This is a genomic window from Suttonella sp. (assembly GCF_056855035.1).
This window is the reverse complement of sequence record NZ_JBXGGR010000049.1, coordinates 1-8,025: the sequence shown is the minus strand read 5'-3', so window position 1 is coordinate 8,025 and position 8,025 is coordinate 1. Positions and strand designations below refer to the sequence as shown.

General features: G+C 48.0%; 8 protein-coding genes. 6 read left to right on the top strand and 2 right to left on the bottom strand.

What is annotated here, in order from left to right; all coding sequences use genetic code 11:
- Window positions 1-220: 220 nt before the first annotated feature.
- Window positions 221-1,567 (bottom strand): cation:dicarboxylate symporter family transporter, encoded by a 1,347-nt coding sequence (locus tag ACJHVI_RS04665; protein ID WP_483183476.1) that lies wholly within the window; start codon window positions 1,565-1,567, stop codon window positions 221-223.
- 155 nt (window positions 1,568-1,722) lie between these two features.
- On the opposite strand from ACJHVI_RS04665, the gene guaB reads away from it, so the two are divergent.
- The 5 genes from guaB (at window position 1,723) to guaA (ending at window position 5,607) form a co-directional block, all read left to right on the top strand.
- On the top strand, window positions 1,723-3,174 hold the full coding sequence (guaB, locus tag ACJHVI_RS04660; protein ID WP_483183475.1) for an IMP dehydrogenase: 1,452 nt from the start codon (window positions 1,723-1,725) through the stop codon (window positions 3,172-3,174).
- A 207-nt stretch (window positions 3,175-3,381) separates the two neighbouring features.
- Window positions 3,382-3,558 carry a hypothetical protein gene (locus ACJHVI_RS04655; protein WP_483183474.1) on the top strand — a complete coding sequence of 59 codons (177 nt, stop codon included), beginning with the start codon at window positions 3,382-3,384 and terminating at the stop codon, window positions 3,556-3,558.
- Window positions 3,559-3,613: 55 nt separating this feature from the next.
- A complete protein-coding gene (locus ACJHVI_RS04650) occupies window positions 3,614-3,760 on the top strand; it encodes a hypothetical protein (RefSeq protein ID WP_483183473.1) in 147 nt (48 codons plus the stop codon).
- A gap of 60 nt (window positions 3,761-3,820) precedes the next feature.
- Window positions 3,821-4,003 carry a hypothetical protein gene (locus ACJHVI_RS04645; RefSeq protein ID WP_483183472.1) on the top strand — a complete coding sequence of 61 codons (183 nt, stop codon included), beginning with the start codon at window positions 3,821-3,823 and terminating at the stop codon, window positions 4,001-4,003.
- A gap of 35 nt (window positions 4,004-4,038) precedes the next feature.
- Entirely contained in the window at window positions 4,039-5,607 is a 1,569-nt protein-coding gene (gene guaA, locus ACJHVI_RS04640) for a glutamine-hydrolyzing GMP synthase (protein ID WP_483183471.1), read from the top strand.
- Window positions 5,608-5,706: 99 nt separating this feature from the next.
- On the opposite strand, the gene ACJHVI_RS04635 is transcribed toward guaA, so the two are convergent.
- Complete coding sequence (locus ACJHVI_RS04635; protein ID WP_483183470.1) at window positions 5,707-6,141, bottom strand: hypothetical protein; 435 nt, start codon at window positions 6,139-6,141, stop codon at window positions 5,707-5,709.
- Window positions 6,142-6,458: 317 nt separating this feature from the next.
- Between ACJHVI_RS04635 and paeA the strand changes: the two genes are divergently transcribed.
- Window positions 6,459-7,778: a polyamine export protein PaeA gene (paeA, locus tag ACJHVI_RS04630; protein ID WP_483183468.1), complete on the top strand. Its 1,320-nt coding sequence runs from the start codon at window positions 6,459-6,461 to the stop codon at window positions 7,776-7,778.
- Window positions 7,779-8,025: the final 247 nt, after the last annotated feature.

Here is an 8,025-nt window from a genome sequence, read left to right as displayed (position 1 = left end):
TTATATTTTTAACCTTAGTTTAGGCGTTCATGCCTTAAGGCATACGCATGACGAATTGTATTGGGTATAAATTCCTAATTTACTAATTTATAAAGAAGTAGGTCGGATTCTTGAATCCGACAAATTGATATTTTAAGTAATGTCGGATACAAGTATCCGACCTACCCGATTGAAAAATGATTAATTTTGCCATGAATCGACTATGCATAACGAAAGCAGTTTATCCTTGAGCGGAATCAAGCGCGCTTAATTTCTTGCCGAGCAAACGTTGCGTTACTACGCCAGCGGTCATCGAACCGTTCACATTGACCGCGGTGCGCATCATATCAATTACCGGTTCAATCGAAATCAGCAAGCCCGCCAATTCAATCGGCAAACCCAAAGTGGACAGCACGATAATCGCCGCGAAAGTCGCGCCGCCACCCACACCCGCCACGCCGAAAGAAGCAATCACGACCACGACGATAACAGAGGCGATAAAAGAGACAGACCAAGGAACAATGCCCATTGTCGGCGCAATCATGATGGCGAGCATGGCTGGATAGACGCCTGCGCAGCCATTCTGCCCGATGGTGGCGCCGAAAGAGGCGGCAAAATTGGCAATCGGCGAGGCGATATGCAGGGCTTGGGTCTGCGCTTCGATATTCAGCGGAATGGTGGCTGCCGAGCTGCGCGAGGTAAAGGCAAAAGTCAGCACAGGCAGCACTTTGCGCGCATAATCTTTCACATTGCGCCCGCAGACGTAAATAATCGCGGCGTGCATCAAGAGCACCAAAGCAAGGGCGATATAAGAGGCGACAAAGAATTTTGCCAATTGCAGCAAGGCGCCCGCATTGGTGGAAACCATGACTTTTACCATTAGGGCGGCAACGCCGTAAGGCGTGAGGCGGATAATCATGCGCACCAAAGCCAGCACCCATACCTGCAATGTCTCCACGCACAGCGAAATGCGTTCGCCCTGCAGCGCATCTTTGCGCGCCACTTGCAAGGCGGCAATGCCGAGCAAAGAAGCGATAATCACGGTGGAAATCATGGCGGTATCGCCCAATCCAGCTAGGCTTGCCACGATATTGCTCGGGATAAAGCTCTGCAATAAAGCGGGAATCGTCAGGGCGGCGGTCTTGTCCTGATTTGCCAACATACTGGCGCCGCGCGCTTTTTCCGCTTCGCCGGCGACTAAGGAAGCGGCGTTGAGGTCAAAGAGATTGGCGATAACGATGCCGATAAATGCGGCGACAGCGGTGGTCAGCAATAAAGTGGCAATCACAAAAAAGCTGATTTTGCCGATGGCGCTGGCGCGTTCGACCTTAGCCATCGCCGCCAGAATGGAAACAAAGACCAAAGGCAGGGCAATCATTTTCAAGAGTTGCACATAGCCGTTGCCCACAATATTGACCCACAGCAGCACCTCTTTTGCTAAAGAAGAAAAAGACAGCAGCAAGCCGTAGGCAAGACCGGCAAACAAACCGGCGAAAACGACTTTGCTTAAAGACGATTCGCGCTGCTGCCAATGGAACAGACCGTATAAAATGCCGATAAAAGGCAGTAAATAAAGCAGAATTAACATAGCGATTCCTTAAAAATAAAGGCGCATTATCGCAAATGCCGTCAGGTGCGGGTATCGCCTTTATTTATGGTCTGATAACTTTTGCTTATGAGGGCTTTCAGCGGCGGACGGCATTTTGCGCTATAATGCCGCGATTTTTTAAATCGGGAGGAAATATGCGTATTGTTGAAGAAGCCCTAACCTTTGACGATGTTTTGCTGGTGCCGGATTATTCGGAAATACTGCCGCGCGACGCGGATTTGAGCGTCCAGATTGCTCGCGACATCAAGCTCAATATCCCGCTGTTTTCCGCCGCGATGGATACCGTTTCCGAAGCACGTTTGGCAATTGCTTTGGCGCAATTGGGCGGCATGGCGGTCATTCATAAAAACATGACGCCCGAGCAGCAGGCGCAGGAAGTACGCAAGGTCAAACGCTACGAATCTGGCGTAATTCGCGATCCCTTGACCACCACGCCGTACACTTCGATTGGCGAAGTGCGCAGTATTACGCGCGAACATGGTTTTTCCGGATTGCCGGTTTTAGAAAACGGGCGCTTAGTCGGCATTGTGACGCGGCGCGATGTGCGCTATGCCGATGATGCGGGCTTGGTCAAAGATGTGATGACGCCGCAGGAGCGATTGGTCACGGCAAAAGAAAATACGCCCACCGAGCAAATCAAAGCCCTGCTGCAAGAACATCGGATTGAAAAAATTCTGGTCGTAGACGATGAATTTCATTTGAAAGGCTTGGTAACAGTCAAAGATTTGCGCAGCGCGCGCGATTATCCGATGGCGGCAAAAGATGAGAACGAAAGCCTGCGCGTGGGCGCGGCTATCGGACCGAGCGGCGACAGCGAACAAAGAATCGAATTGCTGACCAAAGCCGGCGTGGATTTGCTGGTCGTCGATACTGCGCACGGACATTCCAAAGGCGTGATTGAGCGGGTGCGCGAATTGCGGCGCAGTCATCCCGATTTGGCGATTGTCGGCGGCAATATCGCCACCGCCGAAGCAGCAATGGCCTTGGCAGATGCCGGTGCGGATGTCGTGAAAGTCGGCATCGGGCCGGGCTCGATTTGCACCACGCGGATTGTTGCCGGCGTCGGCGTGCCGCAAATTTCCGCCGTCAGCAATGTGGCAAAAGCCATGAAAGGACGCGGCGTAAGGGTAATTGCCGACGGCGGTATACGCTATTCGGGCGACATCGCCAAGGCGATTGCCGCCGGTGCGCATGCGGTGATGGTCGGCGGATTATTGGCGGGTACGGAAGAATCGCCCGGCGAAGTCGAGCTGTATCAAGGGCGTTCTTATAAATCCTATCGCGGCATGGGTTCGCTGGGCGCGATGAGTGCAGGTTCTGCCGACCGCTACTTCCAAGGCGGACAAAAAGCAGAAAAATATGTGCCTGAAGGCATTGAAGGCCGCGTACCCTATAAAGGTGCAGTTTCTGCCGTGATTGAGCAATTGATGGGCGGCTTGCGTTCCTCAATGGGCTATGTGGGCTGCGCCACTTTGGAAGACATGCGCGAAAAACCGCGCTTTGTGCGTATCAGTAATGCGGGTATGCAGGAATCGCATGTGCATGACGTAACGATTACCAAAGAACCGCCGAACTACCGCCGTTAAAAACGAAAGCGCAGAATATCTGCGCTTTTTTATCATAGGCTTTAGCTTATATTGCTTTAATCTAGAAAATCTTTTTAATCTGCTGTCAAAAATATTCTTATTATCGGTGAGATGAATAGAAAAAATGCACAATAGCCTTTTACAGAGAGCCCCAAGCCCCCTTTGCGGCGCTGAGACAATGTAGAATTTTTCGGACATCAGCGTGCCATGTTTGAGCGCAGCGAGTCTGGCACGCGCCGAAAAATTCAAATTGGCGAAGGCAGTTTGCAAAGCAAACCGCCACAACGGGGTTGCCTTTTTTTGGTTACTTTTTTTGGCAAGGCAAAAAAAGTAACGCCCAGCGCAGCGTCAAAAGCTAATTGTAAAACAGCGGGATTTTGTTAAGAAATATGATTTCTAAGTTAATTGCTATAATAAAGCGCTTGAATTAAGGAATGCCATGTCAAAAACCACGCCGATTATTGCCGATTATGGCTTTGAAATGATTGATGAGGAGAAAAGTGCATCCCCATTGAAAATGTTTTACATCGCCTGCGATTTTCCGCCCGAAGCGGAGGGCACGGACAGCGCGGCGGCGGCTTTGTAGGCAGAAATCGCGCCGCTCTTGTGTCAGCAATTTTTTAGACATAGGGATATTGCCATACTGATGATTACCCTCATCGGCAAAGTCACTGCGGCGGATTTTCATCAGGCTTGGCAGCAGCAATTGGCGCAAAATATTCTCTTAAAAACCGGTGTGCAAACTTCCTTGCGGGCGGCAGTCGTGACGCACGGCGATGAGGAAGGCAATGTATTAAGCGAAGCGGATTTGCTGGCGACACTATCCTAAAGTATTTAGTAATGAATGATTGATGAGTAACTAATATGAAACAAGACAAAATGCTGATTTTAGATTTCGGTTCGCAAGTAACGCAACTGATTGCGCGACGTGTGCGCGAAGCCCATGTGTATTGCGAATTGCACCCCTACGATATGCCTTTGGACGAGATTAAAGCCTTCAATCCCAAAGGCATTATTCTTTCAGGCAGCCCGCAATCGGTTTACGATGATGCGAATTATCATGCCGATACGGCTTTGTTTGATTTGGGCGTGCCTGTGCTGGGGATTTGCTACGGCATGCAGTTTATGGCGCACCATTTGGGTGGCGCGGTGGAAGCGGGCAATCAGCGCGAATTCGGTTACGCGCAAGTCAAAACCATTGATTGCGCACTCACGCGCGGCATTTTTGACCAAAGCCCCAACACCTTGGACGTGTGGATGAGCCATGGCGACAAAGTGGTGAAATTGCCAGAGGGTTTTGTCGTGATTGGCGACACGCCGTCTTGCCCGATTGCGATGATGGAACACGCTGAAAAACAATTTTACGGCATTCAATTCCACCCCGAAGTTACCCACACCAAACAAGGTCGTGCCTTAATCAACCGTTTTGTGTTGGACATTTGCGGCGCAACGCCCAGTTGGACGATGCCCAATTACATTGACGAAGCCGTTGCCAACATCCGCGAACAAGTGGGCAGCGATGAAGTGATTTTGGGCTTGTCGGGCGGTGTGGACAGTTCGGTGGCGGCGGCGTTGATTCATCGCGCGATTGGCGACCAGCTCACTTGCGTGTTTGTAGACCATGGACTTTTGCGCCTGAACGAAGCGGAAAATGTGATGAATATGTTTGCGCGCAATTTGGGCGTCAAAGTCATTCATGTGGACGCGAGCGAACAATTTATGGCGAAACTGGCTGGCGTAACCGACCCCGAACGCAAACGCAAAATCATCGGCGCGGAATTTATTGAAGTCTTTGACGCGGAGGAGAAAAAATTGACCAACGCCAAATGGTTGGCACAAGGCACGATTTACCCAGACGTGATTGAATCCGCAGGCGCGAAAACCAACAAAGCCCACGCGATTAAATCGCACCACAACGTCGGCGGGCTGCCTGAAAACATGAAATTGCAACTGCTTGAACCTTTACGCGATTTGTTCAAAGACGAAGTACGCGAATTGGGCGTAGCATTGGGTTTGCCGCGCGAAATGGTGTACCGCCACCCCTTCCCTGGACCTGGTTTGGGTGTGCGGATTTTGGGCGAAGTGAAACGCGAATACGCCGATTTGTTGCGCCAAGCCGATGACATTTTCATTCAAGAATTACGCAATACGTTCAATGATAAAGGCGAATCTTGGTACGATTTGACCAGTCAAGCGTTTGCGGTTTTCCTGCCTGTGAAATCGGTGGGCGTGATGGGCGATGGACGCACTTATGATTATGTGGTCGCGCTCCGTGCGGTGGTTACCAGCGATTTTATGACGGCACATTGGGCGGAATTGCCATATAGCTTGCTGGGCAAGGTGTCGAACCGCATCATCAACGAAATCCGCGGCATCAATCGCGTGGTCTACGATGTGAGCGGCAAACCGCCTGCCACCATTGAGTGGGAATAAGCCTCTGCCGACAGCAACTGTTCTATACTCGGAGAAGCGAAAAAGCATACAAAGGAGCCAAGCCTGACATGCTTTTTCAATTCTCCGGCTATAAATTACCTAATCTTTTTTCTCGCGCGCAAAGGGAAAAGCAATCAAACTCGCAAGACCTGCAATAAACACATTAAATTTAATCGCCTCCACCACTAAAGCGGAATCATCGCTATTGAAACTTTGCGTGACGAAATAAGCGGCAAACCAAATCCCCAAAGCTAAAAAAAGATTCAGCAATACATCTAAAGGACGTTTTTTAAATTTACATCCGAAAGCCAGCAAAGACATTATCGCGCAGGGAAATAAAGCGAAAACAGACTGAAATAGCACACTCAGCCAAAACCTCACATACATAATCTCTTCCATTCCCTCTGGCGTAACATTTAAGCGCTTGTTAATATAAGCAAGCAAAACAACATTGCTTAAATAATTAAGATAAAAATATAGGGAATACGCGCGCGGACTGGATAATTTGCGCAAATACTTTTTTGGAATAGGCATGTTGATTTTCCTTAATAATGAATGTGTTTATGAATATCTCTTTCTCTTGAAAAGCATGGGAAATATTGTTGATTGACAGATATAGATTGCCGCGGCATATCGTTGAAGAATTGAAAAAGTATTACGGTGTTGGCTCGCCTTGCCCTACGCTCTTGTAGCGTCTGCGGCTCGCCGCCTACTACTTTTCCACTTCTCCGACGATAACATACAGGGCAAGCCTCGCCTGAGCAAGAGGCGTTTTTTATCCATCAATCTGCGCATCTTGTCGCGGCTTTTTGCTACAATGTCCCATCTAAAATGTCACTAAACAAAAGCTTATGAGTCTATTTGAATTTTTCCTGATTTTATTTATCTTAACCGCGGTGAGCGCGGTGATTTCATCGGCAGAAATTGCGCTTGCCAGTTCGCGCAAACTGCGTTTGCAGCAAATGGGCGGCAATGGCGATTTACGCGCCTTAATGGTTTTGCAATTACAGGAACAACCAGGACGCTTTATCACGGTAGTGCAAATTGGTTTGAACATGGTCGCGGTGGCTGCTGGTGTGGTCGGTGAAGCAAATTTAAGTATTTATATTAAAGATTTACTTCAAAAATATTTCCCACAAGCACCTTGGATTGATAATGCCGCCACATGGATTTCATTCATCGGCGTGACTTCTGCCTTTATCCTTTTCGCCGATTTAATGCCCAAACGCTTGGCGATGGTTTATCCCGAAGCGATTGCGGTTCGCACGGTGCGCATCATGAATTTCTTGATTTTTATCCTCAAGCCGATTGTTTGGATATTTGATTTTATTGCTAATCAGACCTTTAAACTTTTTAAGTTACCTTCGGTACGTCAAGAAAATATGACTTCGCAAGATATTGTTGCTTTCGTCGATGCTGGTGCACAAGCAGGAGTCGTCATGGCGCAAGAACAGTATTTGATTGAAAATATTTTTGAAATGCAAGAACGCCGTGTGACTTCTACCATGACCACACGCGAAAGCATTGTCTATTGCGACCGCACCGATAACCGCGATGCGATTCTGGCATTGGTCGCAGAACATCCGCATACCAAATTGCTGGTTTGCGACAATGGTTTGGATAAAATTCTGGGCTATGTGGAATCGCATAATCTGCTGCGCATGTATCTGCAAAATCCTGAGCAGCCGATTGCCATCAGCGATCCGCAATTGCTGCGCAAAGCCTTGTTTATTCCCGATACCTTATCTTTATATGAAGTGCTGGAGCTCTTCAAATCCTCGGGCGAGGATTTTGCCGTGATTGTGAATGAATACGCGTTGGTGGTGGGCGTGGTGACGCTTAAAGACGTGATGAGTATCGTGATGGGCGAATTGGTTTCCACCGAAGAAGAGCAAATCGTGCAGCGTGATGCGGATTCATGGCTGATTGACGGCGCAACACCTTGTGAAGACGTACTGCGCGTCTTAGATTTAACGGCTTTTCCTGAAGAAGAAAATTATGAAACCATCGGCGGATTCATGATGTATATGCTGCGTAAAATCCCGAAAAAAACCGATTTTGTTTTATACGATAATTATAAATTTGAAATTATTGACACTGAGAATTTCAAAATCGACCAATTGCTTGTTTCAAGGCGTAAAGATATGCCTGCTGTAAATGAAGAGGATTAATTTTTAAACCTGAAGATAAGATAGTTTGCTTATATTCTGAGCGTTTTTTCACTTGAACAATATCGAATATCATCATTGATAATGATGATATTTAGTTTTTGCGAAATTTGGGCAAAGGGACATTTTAGGTGCTAAAAAGTTTGAAAAGCCTTATTCTGTAAGGCTTTTAGCGAGGTCAAAAGCTTTGAACACAAAAAATGCTTTTTCTGTGGCTCAAAACAGGTCAAAAAAGATGGCAGACAAAATC

What these genes read in the sequence shown, in the direction of transcription:
- guaA (WP_483183471.1), top strand. Translation starts at nt 4,039, where the DNA reads ATGAAACAAGACAAAATGCTGATTTTAGATTTCGGTTCGCAAGTAACG.
- ACJHVI_RS04635 (WP_483183470.1), bottom strand. Translation starts at nt 6,141, where the DNA reads ATGCCTATTCCAAAAAAGTATTTGCGCAAATTATCCAGTCCGCGCGCG.
- ACJHVI_RS04650 (WP_483183473.1), top strand. Translation starts at nt 3,614, where the DNA reads ATGTCAAAAACCACGCCGATTATTGCCGATTATGGCTTTGAAATGATT.
- ACJHVI_RS04655 (WP_483183474.1), top strand. Translation starts at nt 3,382, where the DNA reads ATGTTTGAGCGCAGCGAGTCTGGCACGCGCCGAAAAATTCAAATTGGC.
- ACJHVI_RS04665 (WP_483183476.1), bottom strand. Translation starts at nt 1,567, where the DNA reads ATGTTAATTCTGCTTTATTTACTGCCTTTTATCGGCATTTTATACGGT.
- ACJHVI_RS04645 (WP_483183472.1), top strand. Translation starts at nt 3,821, where the DNA reads ATGATTACCCTCATCGGCAAAGTCACTGCGGCGGATTTTCATCAGGCT.
- paeA (WP_483183468.1), top strand. Translation starts at nt 6,459, where the DNA reads ATGAGTCTATTTGAATTTTTCCTGATTTTATTTATCTTAACCGCGGTG.
- guaB (WP_483183475.1), top strand. Translation starts at nt 1,723, where the DNA reads ATGCGTATTGTTGAAGAAGCCCTAACCTTTGACGATGTTTTGCTGGTG.